Source organism: Pseudomonas sp. NBRC 111131, assembly GCF_001320525.1.
Taxonomy (GTDB): Bacteria; Pseudomonadota; Gammaproteobacteria; order Pseudomonadales; family Pseudomonadaceae; genus Aquipseudomonas; species Aquipseudomonas ceruminis.
The window spans coordinates 14,018-32,618 of record NZ_BCBH01000019.1 but is presented as its reverse complement, the minus strand read 5'-3'; the positions used below and the strand labels follow the sequence as shown (position 1 = coordinate 32,618).

The 18,601-nt window shown below is 60.4% G+C and carries 21 protein-coding genes; 20 read left to right on the top strand and 1 reads right to left on the bottom strand.

The genetic code is table 11. From position 1 onward, the window contains the following. Nucleotides 1–235: 235 nt before the first annotated feature. The 16 genes from APH34_RS17580 (at nt 236) to APH34_RS17505 (ending at nt 9,363) form a co-directional block, all read left to right on the top strand. Nucleotides 236–886 carry a DNA-binding protein gene (locus APH34_RS17580; RefSeq protein WP_015272395.1) on the top strand — a complete coding sequence of 217 codons (651 nt, stop codon included), beginning with the start codon at nt 236–238 and terminating at the stop codon, nt 884–886. A gap of 27 nt (nt 887–913) precedes the next feature. Continuing rightward, nucleotides 914–1,228, top strand: coding sequence for a hypothetical protein (locus APH34_RS17575; protein ID WP_177337034.1), 315 nt, complete (start codon nt 914–916; stop codon nt 1,226–1,228). Nucleotides 1,229–1,551: 323 nt separating this feature from the next. After that, nucleotides 1,552–1,977 (top strand): DUF192 domain-containing protein, encoded by a 426-nt coding sequence (locus APH34_RS17570; RefSeq protein WP_054902284.1) that lies wholly within the window; start codon nt 1,552–1,554, stop codon nt 1,975–1,977. A 9-nt stretch (nt 1,978–1,986) separates the two neighbouring features. Continuing rightward, nucleotides 1,987–2,223 (top strand): type II toxin-antitoxin system VapB family antitoxin, encoded by a 237-nt coding sequence (gene vapB, locus APH34_RS17565; protein ID WP_054902283.1) that lies wholly within the window; start codon nt 1,987–1,989, stop codon nt 2,221–2,223. After that, on the top strand, nt 2,220–2,657 hold the full coding sequence (locus tag APH34_RS17560; RefSeq protein ID WP_054902282.1) for a type II toxin-antitoxin system VapC family toxin: 438 nt from the start codon (nt 2,220–2,222) through the stop codon (nt 2,655–2,657). Before vapB ends, APH34_RS17560 begins: the two co-directional genes overlap by 4 nt. A gap of 6 nt (nt 2,658–2,663) precedes the next feature. Then, the gene (locus tag APH34_RS29265) at nt 2,664–3,200 is read left to right on the top strand and encodes a hypothetical protein (RefSeq protein WP_054902281.1); all 537 of its coding nucleotides are present in this window, start codon (nt 2,664–2,666) and stop codon (nt 3,198–3,200) included. Between the two features lie 15 nt (nt 3,201–3,215). Then, a complete protein-coding gene (locus tag APH34_RS17550; protein WP_054902280.1) occupies nt 3,216–4,028 on the top strand; it encodes a 3'-5' exonuclease in 813 nt (270 codons plus the stop codon). Continuing rightward, nucleotides 4,018–4,326, top strand: a complete 309-nt coding sequence (locus APH34_RS17545; RefSeq protein WP_054882062.1) for a hypothetical protein — start codon at nt 4,018–4,020, stop codon at nt 4,324–4,326. The genes APH34_RS17550 and APH34_RS17545 overlap by 11 nt, the downstream gene beginning before the upstream one ends. An 11-nt stretch (nt 4,327–4,337) precedes the next feature. After that, nucleotides 4,338–4,598, top strand: coding sequence for a hypothetical protein (locus APH34_RS17540; protein WP_054902279.1), 261 nt, complete (start codon nt 4,338–4,340; stop codon nt 4,596–4,598). A 680-nt stretch (nt 4,599–5,278) separates the two neighbouring features. After that, nucleotides 5,279–6,115, top strand: a complete 837-nt coding sequence (locus APH34_RS17535; protein ID WP_015272400.1) for a DUF932 domain-containing protein — start codon at nt 5,279–5,281, stop codon at nt 6,113–6,115. A 55-nt stretch (nt 6,116–6,170) separates the two neighbouring features. After that, nucleotides 6,171–6,599: a hypothetical protein gene (locus APH34_RS17530; RefSeq protein ID WP_054902278.1), complete on the top strand. Its 429-nt coding sequence runs from the start codon at nt 6,171–6,173 to the stop codon at nt 6,597–6,599. A gap of 16 nt (nt 6,600–6,615) precedes the next feature. After that, nucleotides 6,616–7,128 carry a hypothetical protein gene (locus tag APH34_RS17525; protein WP_054902277.1) on the top strand — a complete coding sequence of 171 codons (513 nt, stop codon included), beginning with the start codon at nt 6,616–6,618 and terminating at the stop codon, nt 7,126–7,128. A 51-nt stretch (nt 7,129–7,179) separates the two neighbouring features. Then, nucleotides 7,180–7,530, top strand: a complete 351-nt coding sequence (locus APH34_RS17520) for a TrfB-related DNA-binding protein (RefSeq protein ID WP_046094857.1) — start codon at nt 7,180–7,182, stop codon at nt 7,528–7,530. A gap of 47 nt (nt 7,531–7,577) precedes the next feature. Then, the gene (locus tag APH34_RS17515; protein ID WP_172671999.1) at nt 7,578–7,790 is read left to right on the top strand and encodes a hypothetical protein; all 213 of its coding nucleotides are present in this window, start codon (nt 7,578–7,580) and stop codon (nt 7,788–7,790) included. A 655-nt stretch (nt 7,791–8,445) separates the two neighbouring features. Beyond that, on the top strand, nt 8,446–8,760 hold the full coding sequence (locus APH34_RS17510) for a hypothetical protein (protein ID WP_054882042.1): 315 nt from the start codon (nt 8,446–8,448) through the stop codon (nt 8,758–8,760). Nucleotides 8,761–8,811: 51 nt separating this feature from the next. Beyond that, on the top strand, nt 8,812–9,363 hold the full coding sequence (locus tag APH34_RS17505) for a single-stranded DNA-binding protein (protein ID WP_012477636.1): 552 nt from the start codon (nt 8,812–8,814) through the stop codon (nt 9,361–9,363). Nucleotides 9,364–9,961: 598 nt separating this feature from the next. Here the strand turns inward: APH34_RS17505 and APH34_RS17500 are convergent. Then, nucleotides 9,962–10,600 carry a TetR/AcrR family transcriptional regulator gene (locus tag APH34_RS17500; RefSeq protein ID WP_082422833.1) on the bottom strand — a complete coding sequence of 213 codons (639 nt, stop codon included), beginning with the start codon at nt 10,598–10,600 and terminating at the stop codon, nt 9,962–9,964. 67 nt (nt 10,601–10,667) lie between these two features. Here APH34_RS17500 and APH34_RS17495 point away from each other — a divergent pair, with 67 nt between their 5' ends. The 4 genes from APH34_RS17495 (at nt 10,668) to APH34_RS17480 (ending at nt 18,453) form a co-directional block, all read left to right on the top strand. After that, on the top strand, nt 10,668–12,317 hold the full coding sequence (locus APH34_RS17495; protein ID WP_054902275.1) for a GMC family oxidoreductase: 1,650 nt from the start codon (nt 10,668–10,670) through the stop codon (nt 12,315–12,317). Next, entirely contained in the window at nt 12,314–14,695 is a 2,382-nt protein-coding gene (locus APH34_RS28740; protein WP_082422831.1) for an aldehyde dehydrogenase family protein, read from the top strand. The genes APH34_RS17495 and APH34_RS28740 overlap by 4 nt, the downstream gene beginning before the upstream one ends. A 231-nt stretch (nt 14,696–14,926) precedes the next feature. Next, a complete protein-coding gene (locus APH34_RS17485; protein WP_054902274.1) occupies nt 14,927–15,484 on the top strand; it encodes a recombinase family protein in 558 nt (185 codons plus the stop codon). A gap of 2 nt (nt 15,485–15,486) precedes the next feature. Continuing rightward, nucleotides 15,487–18,453 (top strand): Tn3 family transposase, encoded by a 2,967-nt coding sequence (locus tag APH34_RS17480; protein ID WP_054902273.1) that lies wholly within the window; start codon nt 15,487–15,489, stop codon nt 18,451–18,453. Nucleotides 18,454–18,601 lie beyond the last annotated feature (148 nt).

Genomic DNA, 18,601 nt, shown 5'->3' with positions numbered 1-18,601 from the left:
TGGCTTGGCTTGTGGATAACTCACGAGTAGCGTTCCACGCCGGCACGGCGCATACCGAACCGGCGCACCTGGCCAGCCCGACCCCCTTCCCCATCTGCTGCTGCGCTCTGGTGCGGTGGCTTGTCCGCCGCGCTGGAGCGGAGCCAACAAGGCCAACTGGCCGCGTTAGGCTGTATTGTATTTTGTAGTATGTTGTATGATACTACACGCTACAACATACAAAGGAGCACGCCCCATGGCACTCACCAAGGAAATGATCTGGAAGGCCGCCGACGAGCTGGACGCTGACGGCACTAAGCCCACCCTGGCCAACGTGCGCAAGCGCCTGGGTGGCGTCGGCAGCTTTACGACCATTCAGGAGGCCATGAGCGAGTGGAAGAACCGCAAGCAGCAAGAGGCCCAGCCACTCATCGACCCGCCACCGCCTGCCCTGGCCCAGTTGCTGGAGAACTTCGGCGCCGATATCTGGAACCTGGCCCGTGTTGCTGCTGACCAGGCCCTGGACGGAAAGCGCCGAGTGATCGAAGAGAATGCCGCGCAGATCCGCGAGCAGGCCGAGGAAGCGATTGCCCTAGCTGATAGCATGGATGCAGAACTGCACGACCTGCGCGCCAAGATCGCCGGCTTGGAGGAAACCGCAGCGCTGTACCGCGAGCTACAGGCCAACTATCACGCCCTGGAAGAACGTGCCGAGCTGGAGTTGAAGCACCAGAAGGACCACAGCGCGCAGGAGATCCACCGGGCTGTTACCAGGGCCAACGAAAAGGACTCCGAAGCTATCGAGGCACGCAAGAGCGAACGCCAAGCCCTGGACCGCGCAGCACGCGCCGAAGGTCAGGTAGAGGCTCTGGAAAAACAGCTTGGCCTGGCTAAGAAGGGCAAGTAACTCACAAGCGCAAGGGAGATCAATCACATGGATAGCACTGTGCAAACTACGCAACGCAAAGCCCTGTATGCCTGGGCCTGGGCAATTTGGATTGGCTTTTCCGCATGGCCGGCTTATCACAGTCCCATGCAAGAGACGGGTTTCGATTGGCTGCTGTTCGCCCTTTTCGTAGTCGCCCCTAAAGGTTTCCAGGGCGCTCCGTACGCCTCGCCGGAGCGTCAGAACCGATTCAGCGAGGGTTACACCGCTGCCAAGGAAAAGCGCCTGGCCCTGTACTGGTTTTTAACCCTGCTCTTGTTCGCCATCAACCTGAGCCGATCCATCATCGACTTAACCAGTTGATCGGCAGCACTACCCCAAGCCCGCAATGCGGGCTTTTTTTTGCCTGCCGGCAGCGGCCAGCCGCTCGCACCGGACAGACTCGGGCAAGCCTCGCTAGTCAGCCACGCGCACCAGGCTCTGCGACGATTTGGGGATATTTGGGGAGGAGTATTACAAGGGGCAGAAATGGCGAAGCCCGCTGCACGGCAATGCAAACGGGCCTCTAGTGCTCTGCGAAGGAGCGCATGCGAACAGTATATCGACGCACCCCGGCATGCTCAATTGCTCCTTTGACATATGTTCGACATATGTTAGGATTCTCTCAGAGATTGAGGGAGGCTCCGATGCTCAACCGTTGCGTACCTGCGTTGCTCTTGGGGGCCACGCTCACCGCCCAGGTTCAGGCCGCCGACTGTAGGTTGTCGTTCCAAAACGGCGCGATCCTTGACCTACCCATGGCAACCACCGAAGCCACCCAGGCGCGGGGCCTCGCCGGTCGAGCAGATCCAGGGCGCGGCATGCTGTTTCTCTGGACTACGCCGGCAGTGCGGTTTGTGTGGATGAAGAACACCCCTGCCCCATTAGAGGCGGCTTGGATCGGAGCAGACGGGGTTATCCAGAGCGTGCAGGAGCTGGAGCCACACACAACCGCCAAGCATTCATCATTGCGGCCTGCCCTCGGCATTATCGAGGTGCCCCGCGGCCAGCTTGCAAACCTGGGCATCGAGCGCGGCAGCACCATCACCGCCTCAACGTGTTTCAACTTGTAGGAGGTTCCCATGCGTACCGTTTCCATTTTCATGAACTGCCGAAACCAGGCGATCCGCATCCCTCGGGATATGGAGTACCAGGGCGTTTCCGAGCTGGAGATTATCCGCGACGGCGAAACGCTGATCCTGCGCCCTGTGCGCCCCTCCTGGGCATCGTTGCGCGACGTGGCGGCCGCAGATCCTGACTTTCTGACCCAGCGACAGGATGTGATCGAGGAAGGCCGTTTCCTGGGTGATTTCACATGAGCAAAAAGACGTACATGCTCGATACGAACATCTGTTCATTCATCATGCGCGAACGCCCCGACGCGGTACTGGCCAAGCTGGAACAGGCCGTCACCAATCAGCACCGGATTGTCGTTTCGGCCATCACTTACTCCGAAATGCGCTTCGGGGCCGCCAACCCCAAGGCATCGCCCAAGGTGGCTGCGATGGTCAACGCCTTCGTGGAGCGCCTGGACGCTATCCTGTCCTGGGACGCCGCCGCCGTAGATCAAACTACGCAGATCCGCACCACCCTCGCCCGCCTGGGCACGCCCATCGGCAACAACGATGCAGCGATAGCCGGCCATGCCCTGGCCGCTGGGTGTGTGCTGGTCACGAACAACACCCGCGAATTTGCTCGCGTGCCTGGCCTAGTCCTCGAGGACTGGACCCAACCCGCCACTACCAAGAGTTGATACGCCATGACCGAACTGGAACAAGCCATCCTTGATTGCGCCCAACTGCACCTCACTCAGTTGAAAGGTGCGCTTACCCTGCCCCATGGCCCCGAACGTAGCGACGGTTTTACCTCGGCATGGTGGCAGCTCACCGGCCTGGCCCAGCTTGCCGAGTTCCACAGCGGACTTAGCCAGACAGCCCGCGATCAGTTGCGCGCTATCGACCGTGAGGCCGCCCAGGCCGTGAGCAGCAACCGCGAGTCGTCCGGTACCGCGCAGTTTGCCGACAGCATCGCCGCCACGCTGGCCGACCCCACCACCTCACACTGGCTCAAGCAGAGCCTCAACGAAGCCTTGGCACGGGATAGCGTGGACGCCGCCAATGACGCCCATGTGCTTTTCGAGCTGCTGGCCCATCGCAGCGAGGAAGACTTGCGCGCCGCCGCGCATGCCGCCTCCGGCATACCGGCACCGACCCTGGCTGTCCGCTTTGCAGATGGCCGCGCTGGCACGCTGGACGTGTCCCAGGCCCGTCACACAATCATCAATGGCGACAACTGACAGGAGGTCACAGGCATGGCCAGGGCGCGTATTCACCTCACCCCAGCGGAAGCGGAGGCCAACGGCTGGCTTTGCTGCCGTGATCTCAAGGCACGCCACCGACTAATGCCGGGGTATAGCACCCGGCCTGCCGGCAGTGTCTGGCAAGGCCGAGGTGCCTACGATGTCTACGACCCCGCCGATTGCGTGCCCTGGAAGTGGGAGCCAAGCGCGGCGCAGCTTCGGCGCAAAGCCGTGGCCGCCCGCGCCCAAGCACTGATCGGGGGGGATTGCCTGCTGCTGGACACTGAAACAACGGGTGTGGGTGATGATGACGAGGTGTGCGAAATCACGATCCTCGACGCGAGCGGCACCCCACTACTCAATACGCTGGTGCGCCCGACTCAGCCAATTCCAGCGGAGGCCACAGGGATTCACCGCATTACCAATGCCATGGTGGCCACCGCGCCGGCCTGGCCGGAGATCGCAGAGCAATACGCCTCTATCGTCTCGGGGCGGACGGTTGTTGCCTACAACGCCTCCTTTGACGTGCGCCTGCTATCGCAAACCCACCAGCGCCACGGGCTTGTCGCTCCAACGCTGGCCACGTCCTGCGCCATGCTGCTGTACGCCGAATGGCATGGGGAATGGGTTGAAGGCCGCTATGGGTGTTGGCAATGGCGCTGGATCAAGCTGATCGAGGCCGCCCGTGCATGCGGCGTGCTGGAGGATGGCGCCCACCGTTCCCTGGCCGATGCACGCATGACCCTGGGCGTGCTGCGTTACCTGCACAAGCGCACCAATGGGCGCAAACCTTCTACCAAACGGAGTACCGAACATGTCCAGTGATTACGATTTCAAGGTTGTGAGCAAGGAAGACGCGGTGCGTTATCTGCTGGTGTGGGAGTCGAAAGGCTATAACCGCCTGCTCGATGTTGTGCGGATGTTCGATATGGAGGATGGCAGCGTTACCGTTGGTTTCATGGACTACGGCAACCCGGATACCGTGGTGATCGTGCCCGAGCACATGAACCGCACGTACACCAAGCAACAGCACGCCCTGGCAGCGGTCGGCGCGATGTTTGATGCGGTCGACGAGTGGAACAAGGTCATGGCCGAAGTGCGCCAGGTCGTCGGCGAGAACTGAGGGTGGCCGGCATGCGAAACGAACCGGAATTGCTGCCTGGCCTGATCCTGCCGCCGAGCTATCAGGTCGTGTTGCGCAGGCGCCTGGCCGAGGTGGCCACCGCCACCAGCGCGGCGAATTGCTTGATTGCCCAGGCCCGCGTCGAGGGCATGGTAGAGGCCCTGGAGTTGTTGAAAGCGCTGGAACAACAGCAGGTTGAGCGCCTGTATTTGTTGATCGAGCAGGCCACCACAGCGCGCTTGCTGGAACTGGAGCAGGGTGCCGGCGAGTGATCGACCTGGCGTCATTCGAGGCATAGCGCGAGGCCTTCGGCCCGGGCTTTCGTGCTACGCATCGAGCCACAGCTGCGCCGCGTCTCGCCCCTTCGGGCTTCAATCCCTCTCGCCTGCGCACCTGGCCCGCCAGGCGCTGCGCGCTCCGCTTGCCCTCCGGCCTGCCGGCCTGCGCGGCGGCCTGCTGGCCACCTTGCCGCCCTTGCGCGTCCTGGGTGTGCTCATCACCCTCCGGCTGGCCGCTATCAGCCCTATTCGCCTACCCTCCGCTGGGCCTATGCCGTCAAGGGGCTTTCGCGGCATATGCTCACTCCCTGCGGTCGCTCCGCTATTCCACGGTCCCCATGACGGCGGCCCAGCTCCGGGTAGTCGGGGCTTACCGCGACCAACCGAAGGCTGACGAGCAGATCCACCGGGGGAGGTTCACGCTCCAGGGCAAAAGCGGGGCTGCACCCGCTTCGCGGGCGCGCTTTATGTTTACCTCCCGCTCCCACCTCGGCATCTAAGCAGCTCCGAAAAGCGCGCCGCGTCAAGTCAATTATTCGTCAAAGATTGTTTGACCAACAGTTGACGACAGCGCCACGATTTGAGATACTAACCACGTCGAAGCAATACCGCCTCGACACCCCGGACACCAGCGGCGGCAACCGCTCCGGGGAATCTGCGAAGGAGATACAAAAATGCGTCTTTCCAGCAACTTCCGTAACCCGTGCATGATCCGCAGCGATGCCCCTCTGACCAATGACGAGATTGCCCGCGTGGCGCCCTCGATCTTTGCCGAGGAAGCGCACGACAGCCGTTCGGAACGTTACCTGTACATTCCAACCGTCAAGGTGCTCGATGCGCTGCGCACCGAAGGTTTTCAGCCGTTCATGGCGTGCCAGACCCGCGTCCGTAACACCGACAAACGCGAGCACACCAAGCACATGATTCGCCTGCGCCATGCCAGCAACATCATGAGCAAGGAAGCGAACGAAATCATTCTGCTGAACAGCCACGACGGCAGCAGCAGCTACCAGATGATGGCCGGCAAGTTCCGTTTCGTGTGCGCTAACGGGCTGGTCCTGGGCGATATGGCGATGGATCAGAAAGTGCGCCACAGCGGCCGCATCGACGTAGTAAACGACGTTATCGAAGGTGCCTATGAGGTGCTGGGCCAGTTCGAGCAGATCGACGCCAACCTTGACGACATGCAGCACTACCACTTGCGCCAGGAAGAGCAAGAAGCGTTCGCCATGGCGGCCCTGGCCTACCGCTACGACCCATCCGAAGGCCCTGCCCCGGTCACGCCGTCGCAACTGCTGATGCCGCGCCGTGCCGAAGACCGCGCAAGCGATCTCTGGACCACGTTCAACCGCGTGCAGGAAAACACCATCAAGGGCGGCTTGCGTGGCCGCAACAAGCAAGGACGCCGGACCACTACCCGCGCCGTTAACGGCATTGACCAAGACGTGAAACTCAATCGCGCCTTGTGGGTACTGGCCCAGGCCCTGCGCAGCGGCCAAGCCGCCGCGTAACTGGCGAGCCGGGCGCTAGTCGCCCGGCTTTCCCCCGCCCTTGGAGGATCGAACCATGTGCAAAGTCTTCTATGTCCCTGGCCATACCGCGATCATCGACTATGCCCGCCAGATCGGGCCGAACATGTGGATGGCCCAGCATTCCGGCCTGATGCTGCCCGAGCTGCGCGTGCGTTACCCCGGCGCCATCCTGGGCGACGAAGAGGCGTTTTTGATCGATCAAGAACGCGCCTACGGCACGCCACCGGCACGCACGACCGCCGCCCGTTTCGAGTTCAACCTTTCGCAGCGGCCCGTAATCGACTACCACGCCGACGAGCTGGGCGCGTCGTTCAAGCTGGCCGACCTGGACCACGGCAACATGACGACGATTTTTGCCCAGTGGGGCGGGCGCTATTGGACCTTGACCGGCCTGGCCACCCTGCCCCACCTGCTCATCATGCGCCGCGTTGCTACCCACTCCCTGGCCGTGGCCAAGGCCTAAGATCGAGGAACCGACCATGACCTACGAACGCACGTTGGAAGCCTACCGATCGTTACTCAGGGCTAACCCTGGCCACGGCCTGCTCATCCCTGGGGATTGCGTGGCGTTTCTGCTCGACTCTGACCAGCTTTACGCCTGCCAGGTGCAGGACGGTCGGCCACTCTTGGCGTGGATGTTCCCCATCACCGCCGAAGCCTGGGACGAAGACGACGAAGCGTGGTTGAGCGATCCGGGCGGCCTGGAGACTGCCGACGCGATCAACGACCCGCAGTTTGTGCCCCTGCTGGTATGGGACCGCCAGACACTGGAAAGCGAAACCGTGGCGGCAGTCGCCGCCAAGGTTGGTACCAGTGACCAGGGCGTTGCCATTACTATCGAGCGCAACAACGAGGGGACGTTTTACGTCATCTGGAAAGCCACCGCCCAGGGCGTCAAACGGCACCGGCTCCATGCCGGCACCACAGACGCCCGCCGCCTGGAAGCGCATGCGCGGGGCTTCATCGAGCAAATGAACCAGGCTCACGCTTGACCCGTAGCCCTGCCGGTAGCAGGGCATTCAGCCAACAGTAAGGAACCGCGAATGCAGCCCACCCAGCCGAAATACACCGCCGAACAATGGACCGCTTCCCTGCCTGCGCTCCGGGGCATGTCCACCAAAACCCTGGACATTGCCAGGGCGGTGCTGGTGGAGGGCAAGGAACCTATCGAGGTGGCCAACAACATCGGCCAGTCGCGGCAGCTTGTACACGCTGCAATCAAGCGCGTAACCGCCGTGCTGGAACGCCAAACAGTCGGCCTTGTGCCCGTCATGGTCTGGCTCACCCCCGAGGAAGCCGAGCTGGTCAAGCAGATGGCCGCCAAGCATGAGCAGCCAAAGGAGGCCCAACCAGGGACCACAAAGAAGACACCTAACCGACAGAAAAAGGCCTAGATGGCGCCTTTCTGTCACGGACAGTTTGACTGCTGAGGGATTTGCAGATGCTTACACCAACAGAGGAAAAGGGCGTGCTCGATTACCTGGCTTGCCTTGAATGGGTCGCCAGCGCCGAGGTTGATGAGATCCGCCAGCGCCTGGAAACAGCGACCGGCCAAGTTCGCGAGGATCTGGTGACTGCCATCAAGCAACAAATGGGCGGGGGGCGTCCCGAATTGGCCTGGTACTTCCACCACCTGGCCAGCGAGAAGATCTAGTGCGAGGCCTGCGGCCCGGGCTTTCGTGCTACGCATCGAGCCACGGCTGCGCCGCGTCTCGCCCCTTCGGGCTTCAATCCCTCTCGCCTGCGCACCTGGCCCGCCAGGTGCTGCGCGCTCCGCTTGCCCTCCGGCCTGTCGGCCTGCGCGGCGGCCTGCTGGCCACCTTGCCGCCCCTGCGCGTCCTGGGTGTGCTCATCACCCTCCGGCTGGCCGCTATCAGCCCTAATCGCCTACCCTCCGCTGGGCCTATGCCGTCAAGGGGCTTTCGCGGCATATGCTCACTCCCTTCGGTCGCTCCGCTATTCCACGGTCCCCATGACGGCGGCCCAGCTCCGGGTAGTCGGGGCTTACCGCGACCAACCGAAGGCTGACGAGCAGATCCACCGGGGGAGACTCACGCTCCAGGGCAAAAGCGGGGCTGCACCCGCTTCGCGGGCGCGCTTTATGTTTACCTCCCGCTCCCACCTCGGCATCTAAGCAGCTCCGAAAAGCGCGCCGCGTCAAGTCAATTATTCGTCAAAGATTGTTTGACCAACAGTTGACGACAGCGCCCCGATTTGAGATACTAACCACGTCGAAGCAATACCGCCTCGACACCCCGGATACCAGCGGCGGCAACCGCTCCGGGGAATCTGCGAAGGAGATACAAAAAATGAATACCAGCACCTTTCTAGAGGACGGCGATTTCCTGACGAAAGAAGACTTCCTTTCGTTCGCTAAGGGGATGCGCAAACCGGAGGCGGCAACCATGGATTCTCAGGCAGTGATCCAACACCCGTTTAACGTCTGCGCGGTCATTGTTCTGGCCGATCTCATCGACCTGATCCGTTACGAGCTGGAGGTGATCGAGGACGACGAGCTGGGTTCGCGGAAAGGGGTGGACCTGTTCAATGAGATGCTGGTCAACATGCACAGCGAAACCGAAAAGCAATTGCTGATCGAAGCAATCAACGACGCATTCATTTAACCCAGCGTGCCCGGTCTAGACCGGGCACTTTCGCGAGAAAGGAGACTCATCATGGCCCGTGGCGTAAACAAAGTGATCCTCGTTGGCACTTGCGGACAAGACCCTGAAGTCCGCTATCTGCCCAACGGCAACGCCGTTACCAACCTGAGCTTGGCCACTAGCGAACAGTGGACAGACAAGCAGAGCGGCCAGAAGGTCGAGCGCACCGAGTGGCACCGCGTTTCGCTGTTCGGCAAGGTCGCGGAAATTGCCGGCGAGTACCTGCGCAAAGGCTCCCAGTGCTACATCGAGGGCAAGTTGCAGACCCGCGAATGGGAGAAGGACGGCATCAAGCGTTACACCACCGAGATCATCGTGGACATGCAAGGCACCATGCAGCTGCTGGGCGGGCGTCCGCAGAACCAACAGCAAGGCGGTGATCCGTACAATCAAGGCCAGCAGCAGGCACCCCGCCAGCAGGCACAGCGACCACAGCAGGCCCAACGGCGACCAGCGCAGCAACAGCCGCCGCAACCCTCCCCGCAGCCCGCCGCCGACTTCGACAGCTTCGACGACGATATTCCGTTCATGGATCCGTACCGCTTCACTTGGATGATGCAGTGACGCGACTGCCTTCCCCGCCCTGGACACGTCCGGGGCTTTTTTTTGCCCTGTGATCGGTGGAATTCCAGTAAACTTTAGGTCAAATATTGTTTGACGAATAGTTGACGTAAGGGCCGCTTTTTGAGATACTAACCACGTCGAAGCAATACCGCCTCGACACCCCCGGACACCAGCGGCGGCAACCGCTCCGGGGCAATCTGCGAAAGGAGATTCAACCCATGACTATCGAAACCCACATCCTGTATTTGGGGTCGCCTCAGAGAACGGAAAATAAAGCACGCTAAGCTAGTTGCAACGGTCGTCGTAGTGGCCTGAACTGCCCGCGCCGATCTGGGTGCTGCTGCGCCTCCATAGGAGGCTTCTTCGCACGCCGCAGCGGTGATGGTCGGGAGTGCTGGTGGCTCGAGGTTCTGGGCAAAGGTGCTAAGACCTGACCGATGCCAGCCGCCAGCGAGTTGGTCGATGAACTGATGCGGTACCGGCGATTACAGCAAAGTCTCTGCGGCAATCGCTCCAGTCCGCGTTTCGTAGCGGTGCACGCTGCTGGTTGCCGTCGACTGGCGAGGGGCATCATGCGTACCTGGCCGGTACACCATGATCATGATTGGTCGGGCTCGAATGTTCCTGGCAACACAAAGCAAGCTTTCCATTGCGTCACTATTTCGCGGTGCGCAGTCATGTCGGTGACGCCGTGTTGCCCGAAGTCACCGCGAGCTACAGCGTCTGCAAGACCATCAATGACGTACATCCGGACGTGAAGTTCTTCCAAGGAACAGGTTTCCAAGCCTGCCATTGCGGCATATCCCGTGGCCGCTTCGACCGCAAGCCGACGGACCGTCACCTTTGCCTCTCGAACCGTAGGCTCAGTGCTCTGAAGTACGGTCGCGTGGGACCGCAGCACGACCAGGTGGCGACGGCTTTCAATGAGTGCCTGCGCGAACCGTGTTGCTACGTCGTCAAGAGCGGTCCCCGCTTGCAGATAAGACAAGCAGGCATCTCCGAGCTGCTGCGCCTCAGCCACTGCCAGCCGCTCAAAGGCTGCGGCAAAGACTTCGGTCTTGTTCCTGAAGTGCTTGTAGAAGGTGGCGGGTGCCAAGCCCCCGCGTCTGGCGATCTTGTTGGTATCGGTCTCAAAGTAGCCGACCTCCACCAGCTCCTCACAGGCTGCATCAAGCAGTCGTTCCCGTGTGGCACGGTTGGCAGCGACATTGACAGGGTGGTTCCGAAGACGAGGCATAGATGCATTGTACCTCAATTGGTGATAAACTTATCGCCAATAAAAGTCTTTGGCAAGGAGTGCATTCGTGACGACGCCTGGTGAGTTTGATTTCGTTGTGATCGGCTCAGGCTTTGGCGGCAGCGTTTCTGCGCTTCGCTTGGCCGAGAAGGGTTACCGCGTTGCAGTGCTGGAGCAGGGGCGGCGCTGGACTCCTGAAGATCTGCCTCGAACCAATTGGAATCTCGCCCGATGGGTTTGGCGTCCCGCCTTGGGCCTGCGCGGGTTCTTCAACATGCGCTTCTTTCGGCATGTGGTCGTGCTTCATGGCTGCGCGGTGGGTGGTGGGTCAATCACCTACGGCAACACATTGCTAGTTCCCCCTGAGCATGTTTGGCAGCAAGGCAGTTGGGCGGGACTGGGCGAATGGCAAAAGGAGATGCCCGCCCACTATGAATGCGCCAAGCGCATGTTGGGTGTGACCGTCAACCGACGTTTGGGGCCCGTCGACCATCGACTGCAGGAAATGGCCAAGGTGGTCGGTGCCGAATCGACGTTCTATCCCACTGACGTGGGGGTCTTCTTTGGCCCAGAAGGCGCCACGCCAGGGACAAGTCATGACGATCCCTACTTTGGCGGAGAGGGCCCATCACGTAAATCGTGCATCGGGTGCGGCGGATGCATGGTGGGATGCCCACACGACGCCAAGAACACGCTGGACAAAAACTACCTATTTCTGGCCGAGCGACGCGGCGCAAAGGTCTTCCCAGAAACCAAGGTCGTCGATGTTCGACCAGCCGGGAATAAAGACGGCACCGATGGCTACATCATCGAAACCGTTTCCACGGCCGTCGGTGGCAAAAAGCAGCGCAAACAGATGCGCGCTCGAGGTATCGTCTTTGCGGCCTCGTCACTGGGTACGCAAGAATTGCTGTTCCAGCTGAGAGAGTGCGGTTCGTTGCCTGCCATTTCGCTGGCTTTGGGACAACGGGTGAGAACGAATGCAGAGTCGCTCATCGCAGTGCGATTCCCGGGCTCGAAGCTTGACCTCTCGGAGGGCATTGGCATCGGATCAGGCCTCCACATCGACGCGCACACGCATATCGAAGCAGTACGCTACCCCAAAGGGTCTGATTCCATGGGCTTGATGACCACGGTCATGACATTGGGGCGTCCGGGATGGACACGGGTATTCACTTGGATTGGCACCCTCGCCAAGCAATTGCTCACCCATCCAGTGACCACGTTACGGGCGATGTCGCCCTTCGGCTTCGCTCGCGAGACCATGATCTTTCTTTGCATGCAAACGCTGGACGGGCATTTGACGATGCGGTGGGAGCGACCATGGTTCTGGCCGTTCAAGAAGACGCTCATGACGCACGGGCAGCCCATACCGACGTTCATCCCTGCCGCCAATGACTTTGCCGTGAAGGCTGCCCGCGCCACTGGCGGCATCGCGCAAACAACCCTCTCCGAAATCCTGCTCAACGTTCCCATGACTGCGCACTGCATGGGCGGTGCAGCCATGGGACGAAACGCCGCTGAAGGCGTGTGCGACGGTCAAAACCGCGTGTTTGGCTACCGCAACATGTATGTCTGCGATGGATCGATGCTGGGAGCCAATCTAGGCGTAAACCCGAGTCTGACCATTACCGCGCTCACCGAGCGTGCAATGTCAAAAATCCCTGACGCGCAGCATCAGGACTGGAACGCCATTGGAATGGAGAACGCCACATGAACAATCTGCACGACCTCTTTCAACGGCAACGGCACGCCTCGCGTGAAAACGTGCTTGACTACGCCCAACGCATGGCAGCGTTGGGCGGGCTTCTTAACGCAATCCTTGCCAATGAGCGGGCACTTGTCGACGCGCTGCACCAGGACTTCGGCCGTCGCCCAACGCAGGAAACCCGTCTTCTGGAAATCATGCCGGTCGTCGACGAAATTCGCTATATCCGCCGCCATTTCCACAAGTGGATGAAGCCCCGGCGTGCCAGCGTGAACTGGCAATTTTTGCCCAGCAAAGCCAGGGTGGTGTATCAGCCTTTGGGGGTGGTCGGTGTCATAGGCGCATGGAACTACCCGGTGATGCTGACGCTCTCGCCATTGGCCAACGCGTTGGCTGCGGGCAACCGGGTGATCGTCAAACCTAGCGAACTGGCCCCTGCCACCGCAGACGTCATCCACAGAATGATCCAGCAGTGTTTTGCGAACGATCATGTCGCCGTCGTGACCGGGGGATCTGACCTCGCAGCGGCGTTTGCTGCATTGCCCTTTGACCACATCCTCTTCACGGGGTCAACACGGGTGGGCACTTTGGTGGCGCAAGCGGCGGCGGCCAACCTGACGCCTGTCACCTTGGAATTGGGAGGCAAGTCTCCGGCGTTGGTGCACGAATCGTTTTCCACGGCAGTGGCTGCCGACCGAATCTGCTCCGCGAAGTTCTGGAATGCGGGCCAAACCTGTGTGGCGCCAGATTACGTCCTGGTGCATGAACATCAGCTTGAAGCATTTCAAGCGGAGGCTGCCAAGGTGGCGTTCCGCCGTCATGCCAACCCCGTTTCGAGTGCCGATTACGCATGGATGGTGAATCAAGCAGGGTACGACAGGATGCAGGCGCTTCTGCAGGATGCTCTTGACAAGGGGGCGACTGTCGTACCTCTCGTTCAGAACGAAGAGACACGTCCTGCGGGAAATCGCGCTTTCGCACCAGTCATTGTGGTTGGGGTTACGGACACCATGCGAGTGATGCAGGAGGAAATATTTGGTCCGATCTTGCCAGTGCTTACCTACCGAACGATGGAGGATGCCATCAAGTGGGTCAACGACAGGCCCAGGCCATTGGCGCTGTATTATTTTGATCATGATCGGCGCCGCATCGCCAGCGTAATTGATCGAACGGTGTCTGGCGGTGTCACTGTCAATGACTGCATTTATCACCTGGCGCAGCATGACCTACCGTTTGGCGGAATCGGGCCAAGCGGACAGGGTGCGTACCACGGTTTTGATGGCTTCGTCACCTTTTCCAAGAAAAAGGGAGTTCTTCTGCAGAGCGATCTGACGGCAAACATTTTTGGAAAACTGACCAAGCCGCCCTATACCAAGTGGACGGATCGCATGGCGACACTCCTCATAGGCAAGTCCGTGAAACATCCATCGCCAGTGTCCAGGCGAGTCATCAAGATCACAGCCGCCTTGCTGGTCGTCGGAGCTATTGGCATCGCTTCCGTCTGGGCACCAGACCGTCCCGTTGAAGAACTCATTCCTACCTTGGGACCTGCGCCATCACAGTTCATGGATGTGGATGGAATGAAAGCACACGTCAGAGACGAAGGGCCAAGCGACGATTCCGAGCCCATCGTGCTTTTACACGGCACTTCCTCCAGCCTCCATACCTGGGATGGTTGGGTGTCTCAATTGAAGTCGCAGCGCCGCGTGATCCGAGTAGACCTACCGGGCTTCGGTCTCACGGGGCCGAACCCCAATGGCAAGTACGACATTGAGACTTACTCTCATTTTGTGGCATCACTGATGAGTCAGTTGCATGTGCAGCATGCGGTGCTGGTGGGTAATTCGCTGGGGGGTTATGTGGCGTGGAAGACAGCCGTGGACTACCCGAGCAGAATCACGAAATTGATTCTGATTGATGCCGCTGGCTACAAATACGAGTCGCAATCGGTTCCCCTCGGCTTCAGGCTGGCTCGCATCCCACTCCTCAGTCCAGTCATCTCCCATATATTGCCAAAGAGCATCGTCGCCAACAGCGTACGCAATGTGTACGGTGACCCGTCAAAAGTGACGCCTGCGTTGATTGAACGCTACTACGAGACCACGTTACGCGCGGGCAATCGAGAGGCTGTTGTTGCCCGTTTCAACCAGATGAAGGGCGGCGAATTCGAGCGAGAGATCAAGGAGGTAAAACAACCGACTTTGATCATCTGGGGCGGAAAGGACAGGCTGATACCACTTGAGTATGCCGAACGTTTCCATCATGACATTCCTGGCAGCACGGTCATGTTCTTCAACGGGCTCGGTCATGTCCCTCAGGAAGAGGCCCCGCTGGAAACCGTCAAGGTTGCCCAAGAGTTCCTCACTATGAAGCCAGCCGCGAAATGACTAACTGGCACTCAAAAGTAGCCCTCACCAGGACTTCGAGCAACTGACACTCATGGCAGTCAGCAATGAGCAAATTTTACAATCCACATAGTGTCAGCTTGACCTATACCCTATCCTGATGTCAGGCACTCTGCACGCGTAGCGTCAGAATAGGCTTTAGTTTGTAATTTATTGACACATGCCGCCAAACGTCATAGATTCTTTCTTGACACATTCAGCCTCGGAGGCGTCTTGAAAGGTCAACGTATCGGCTATGTCCGGGTCAGCAGCTTCGACCAGAACCCGGAACGGCAACTTGAACAAGTCCAAGTGGACAAGGTGTTCACCGACAAGGCATCGGGCAAGGACACCCAGCGGCCAGAACTCGATGCCTTGCTGTCGTTTGTGCGCGATGGTGACACGGTTGTTGTGCATAGCATGGATCGGCTGGCCCGCAACCTGGATGACCTGCGCCGCCTGGTGCAAAAACTGACCAAGCGCGGGGTGCGCATTGAGTTCGTCAAGGAAAGTCTGACTTTCACCGGCGAAGACTCACCGATGGCGAATCTCTTGCTATCGGTCATGGGCGCGTTTGCCGAGTTCGAGCGTGCCTTGATTCGAGAGCGGCAGCGTGAAGGCATTGCGCTGGCCAAGCAACGTGGTGCGTACCGTGGACGGAAAAAGTCCCTGAGCGAACCGCAAATTGTCGAGCTGAAGCGTCGCATTGCTGACGGCGAACAGAAAGCGACGGTCGCTCGCGCCTATGGGATCAGTCGGGAGACTTTGTATCAATATTTGAGAACTGGATAGCTATGCCTCGTCGCTCCATCTTGTCCGCTGCCGAGCGGGAAAACCTGCTGGCGTTGCCGGACACCAAGGACGACCTGATCCGGCATTACACATTCAGCGATACCGACTTATCCATCATCCGGCAGCGACGCGGCCCGGCCAACCGGTTGGGCTTTGCCGTGCAGCTTTGCTACTTGCGTTTTCCTGGCGTCATTCTTGGCGTCGATGAGTTGCCGTTCCCGCCTTTGCTGAAACTGGTCGCCGACCAGCTCAAGGTCAGCGTCGAAAGCTGGGGCGAGTACGGGCGGCGGGAGCAGACCCGGCGCGAGCACCTGATCGAACTGCAAACAGTGTTCGGCTTCCAGCCGTTCACGACGAGCCACTATCGGCAGGCCGTCCAGTTACTGACCAAGCTGGCGATGCAGACTGACAAGGGCATCGTGCTGGGCAGCGCCTTGATCGAACACCTGCGGCGGCGGTCGGTCATTCTTCCTGCCATCAACGCCATCGAGCGGGCGGGTGCCGAGGCGATCACCCGAGCCAACCGGCGTATCTACGACGCTTTGGCCGAACCGCTTGCGGACGCGCATCGCCGCCGCCTCGACGATCTGCTCAAGCGTCGGGACAACGGCAAAACGACCTGGCTGGCCTGGCTGCGCCAGTCACCGGCCAAGCCAAATTCGCGGCACATGCTGGAACACATCGAACGCCTCAAGGCATGGCAGGCGCTTGATCTGCCGACCAGCATCGAACGACTGGTACACCAGAATCGCCTGCTCAAGATCGCCCGCGAAGGCGGCCAGATGACGCCTGCCGATCTCGCCAAGTTCGAGCCACAACGCCGCTATGCCACTCTGGTGGCGCTCGCCATTGAGGGCATGGCCACCGTCACCGACGAAATCATCGACCTGCACGACCGCATCCTGGGCAAGCTGTTCAACGCTGCCAAGAACAAGCATCAGCAACAGTTCCAGGCATCCGGCAAGGCGATCAACGCCAAGGTGCGGCTGTTCGGGCGCATCGGTCAAGCACTGATCGAGGCCAAGCAAGCCGGACGCGATCCGTTCGCCGCCATCGAGGCGGTCATGTCCTGGGATGCCTTCGCCGAGAGCGTCACAGAGGCGCAGAAGCTCGCGCAGCCGGAAGACTTCGATTTTCTGCACCGCATCGGTGAGAGTTATGCCACGCTGCGCCGCTACGCGCCGGAATTCCTCGACGTGCTCAAGCTGCGGGCCGCGCCCGCTGCCAAGGACGTGCTCGACGCCATCGAAGTGCTGCGCAGCATGAACAGCGACAACGCCCGCAAGGTGCCCGCCGATGCGCCGACCGAGTTCATCAAGCCGCGCTGGCAGAAGCTGGTGATGACCGACACCGGCATCGCCCGGCGTTACTACGAGCTGTGCGTACTGTCGGAGATGAAGAACGCGCTGCGCTCCGGCGACATTTGGGTGCAAAGCTCCCGCCAGTTCAAGGATTTCGAGGACTACCTGGTGCCGCCCGCAAAATTCGCCAGCCTCAAGCAAGCCAGCGAATTGCCGCTGGCCGTGACCACCGACTGCGACCAGTACCTGCATGACAGACTGACGCTGCTGGAAACGCAGCTCGCCACCGTCAACCGCATGGCGCTGGCCAACGAACTGCCGGACGCCATCATCACTGAGTCGGGCCTGAAGATCACGCCGCTCGATGCGGCGGTGCCCGATACCGCGCAGGCGCTGATCGACCAAACGGCGATGATCCTGCCCCACGTCAAGATCACCGAACTGCTGCTGGAAGTGGACGAATGGACGGGCTTCACCCGGCACTTCGCGCACCTGAAGTCTGGCGACCTGGCCAAGGACAAGAACCTTCTGTTGACCACGATCCTGGCAGACGCGATCAACTTGGGCCTAACTAAGATGGCGGAATCGTGCCCCGGCACCACCTACGCCAAACTCGCTTGGCTGCAGGCCTGGCACATCCGCGACGAAACCTATTCGACGGCGCTGGCCGAGCTGGTCAACGCGCAATTCCGCCATCCCTTCGCCGAGCATTGGGGCGATGGCACCACGTCATCGTCGGACGGCCAGAACTTTCGCACCGGCAGCAAGGCCGAGAGCACCGGCCACATCAACCCGAAATACGGCAGCAGCCCAGGGCGGACGTTCTATACCCACATCTCCGACCAATATGCGCCGTTCCACACGAAGGTAGTAAACGTCGGCGTGCGCGACTCGACCTATGTGCTCGACGGTCTGCTGTACCACGAATCCGACCTGCGCATCGAGGAGCACTATACCGACACGGCTGGCTTCACCGATCACGTCTTCGCGCTGATGCACCTGCTGGGCTTCCGCTTCGCGCCGCGCATCCGCGATCTGGGCGACACCAAGCTCTACATCACGAAGAGTGATGCCGCCTATGAAGCCCTGAAACCCATGATCGGCGGCACGCTCAACATCAAGCACATCCGCGCTCATTGGGACGAAATCCTGCGGCTGGCGACCTCGATCAAGCAGGGCACGGTGACGGCCTCCCTGATGCTGCGCAAGCTCGGCAGCTACCCGCGCCAGAACGGCCTGGCCGTCGCCTTGCGCGAGTTGGGCCGCATCGAGCGCACGCTGTTCATCCTGGACTGGCTGCAAAGCGTCGAGCTGCGCCGACGCGTGCATGCTGGGCTGAACAAGGGCGAGGCACGCAATGCGCTGGCCCGCGCCGTGTTCTTCAACCGTCTGGGCGAAATCCGTGACCGCAGTTTCGAGCAGCAGCGTTACCGGGCCAGCGGCCTCAACTTGGTGACGGCGGCCATCGTGCTCTGGAACACGGTCTACCTGGAACGGGCCGCGAATGCCTTGCGTGGCCACGGCCATGCTGTCGATGCCGCTCTGTTGCAGTACCTGTCGCCGCTGGGTTGGGAACACATCAACCTGACCGGCGATTACCTGTGGCGCAACAGTGCCAAGATCGGCGCGGGCAAATTCAGGCCGCTACGACCGCTGCAACCGGCTTAGCGTGCTTTATTTTCCGTTTTCTGAGACGACCCCATCTTTGAGTACCGCGTGAATTTGATCGAGGTAAGCGAGGACTGCTGGGAGGCTTGGGTTTCTGGCCAAGAAGATCAACGCTACCAGGGTGGCGATAGCCCTCTGGTTGCCATCT